The following is a 781-nucleotide window of genomic DNA, read 5'->3' as shown; positions in this document are numbered from 1 at the left end:
GGGGGTATAGCTCAGCTGGGAGAGCGCTTGCATGGCATGCAAGAGGTCAGCGGTTCGATCCCGCTTACCTCCACCAGTCAACAGCGAAGAACGTAGTTTGCAAGTCCAAGTCCCCTTCGTCTAGAGGCCTAGGACATCACCCTTTCACGGTGAGTACAGGGGTTCGAATCCCCTAGGGGACGCCAGTTTTTCTGGCACGCAGTTTGTAGTAGCAGTAGATATGTGCAGTTGAAGTGACAAAGTAGTTGAGTAAGCCGCTGCGGAGCGGTAGTTCAGTTGGTTAGAATACCGGCCTGTCACGCCGGGGGTCGCGGGTTCGAGCCCCGTCCGCTCCGCCAAAAGCTCTCTCGCTCTGGGTCTTTCAAGAGCTCCGTCTTCGGGGCTTTTTGCTTTTATAGAGTGTGAGACCTTGTTGTCTGTAGTGTGAGACATCAGGGCGCCCTGTGGGGGTATAGCTCAGCTGGGAGAGCGCTTGCATGGCATGCAAGAGGTCAGCGGTTCGATCCCGCTTACCTCCACCAGTATTCAGTACCGTAGTAAAGTTGTTTTGCAGTTCTGTTCAGTTCAGGTCCCCTTCGTCTAGAGGCCTAGGACATCACCCTTTCACGGTGAGTACAGGGGTTCGAATCCCCTAGGGGACGCCAGCTTTTCTGGCATGTAGTACCAAGCTGCCAGTAGATATGTGCAGTTGAAGTGACAAAGTAGTTGAGTAAGCCGCTGCGGAGCGGTAGTTCAGTTGGTTAGAATACCGGCCTGTCACGCCGGGGGTCGCGGGTTCGAG

Annotated in this window: 5 tRNA genes; all 5 read left to right on the top strand. The window is 54.9% G+C overall.

The annotated features are described in order from the left end of the window. The 5 genes from A9976_RS18600 to A9976_RS18580 all read left to right on the top strand — a co-directional run bounded on the left by A9976_RS18600 (position 1) and on the right by A9976_RS18580 (position 644). Positions 1-76 (top strand) — tRNA-Ala (locus A9976_RS18600). Positions 77-109: 33 nt separating this feature from the next. Further along, a tRNA-Glu gene (locus A9976_RS18595) sits at positions 110-185 on the top strand. Positions 186-261: 76 nt separating this feature from the next. Next, a tRNA-Asp gene (locus tag A9976_RS18590) sits at positions 262-338 on the top strand. A 107-nt stretch (positions 339-445) separates the two neighbouring features. Next, positions 446-521 (top strand) — tRNA-Ala (locus A9976_RS18585). Positions 522-568: 47 nt separating this feature from the next. After that, positions 569-644, top strand: a tRNA-Glu gene (locus tag A9976_RS18580). Positions 645-781: the final 137 nt, after the last annotated feature.

Origin of the sequence: Delftia sp. UME58 (assembly GCF_014170385.1) — a bacterium.
Classification (GTDB): domain Bacteria; phylum Pseudomonadota; class Gammaproteobacteria; order Burkholderiales; family Burkholderiaceae_C; genus Comamonas; species Comamonas acidovorans.
The sequence above is the reverse complement of the archived record's forward strand: the minus strand, read 5'-3'. Positions and strand labels throughout refer to the sequence as shown.